Below are 578 nucleotides of genomic sequence, written 5' to 3' on the forward strand. Positions count from 1 at the left end.
ATGAAGGAGCTTCTGTCAGATTGACTTGGTAGTGTGTGGCTCCTCAATCTCTGTAAGTCTGAGGATGCAGCGTGTTGGGATGCGCATTACGCCAGAAACCTGCACGCTGTCCCCGCTGTTGAAGGCGCCCATGTTTGGCGCAAGCGCCTTAACGTCTTCACCGTCATAAATCAGCCAACCCACGGAAGCGCACCGAACAGCCGAGCCCGGTTCAAAATCGGACAGAAACCCCCAACTTGATGTAGGCTGTGCACTGTCTTCCCATTCAACGAAGACGAGGGGACATTGATTGGCAATGGAACGGGAACGCTTATCCTTACGCGAGGCCCTGGACGCGGATCGCTTAGAAGACTTCATCCGGCAGGAAGAGGTGCTCGGCGCTGTTGCGGATCGGTCCGCTTTTGAATCCGTGGTGGCCACGGCTGTCAAACCGCGCCAATCAGGAGATCGAACATCGCATTCTCCATCTGACGATGGTTCGACCGGAACGTAAACTCGTTCAGATACCGATCCATGTACTTCCGCGACACGTGAATGTGCGTGCTGCGGACTGAGTTCTTGAACAGCTTCCAGAAGCC

Annotated in this window: 1 protein-coding gene; it reads right to left on the reverse strand. The window is 55.0% G+C overall.

What is annotated here, in order from left to right:
• Positions 1-425: 425 nt before the first annotated feature.
• Positions 426-578 (reverse strand): transposase (locus IG168_RS20410; RefSeq protein WP_193166449.1); only part of this gene is annotated, 153 nt, incomplete at its 5' end.

It is taken from the genome of Microbulbifer hainanensis (assembly GCF_014904735.1).
GTDB classification, from domain to species: Bacteria; Pseudomonadota; Gammaproteobacteria; order Pseudomonadales; family Cellvibrionaceae; genus Microbulbifer; species Microbulbifer hainanensis.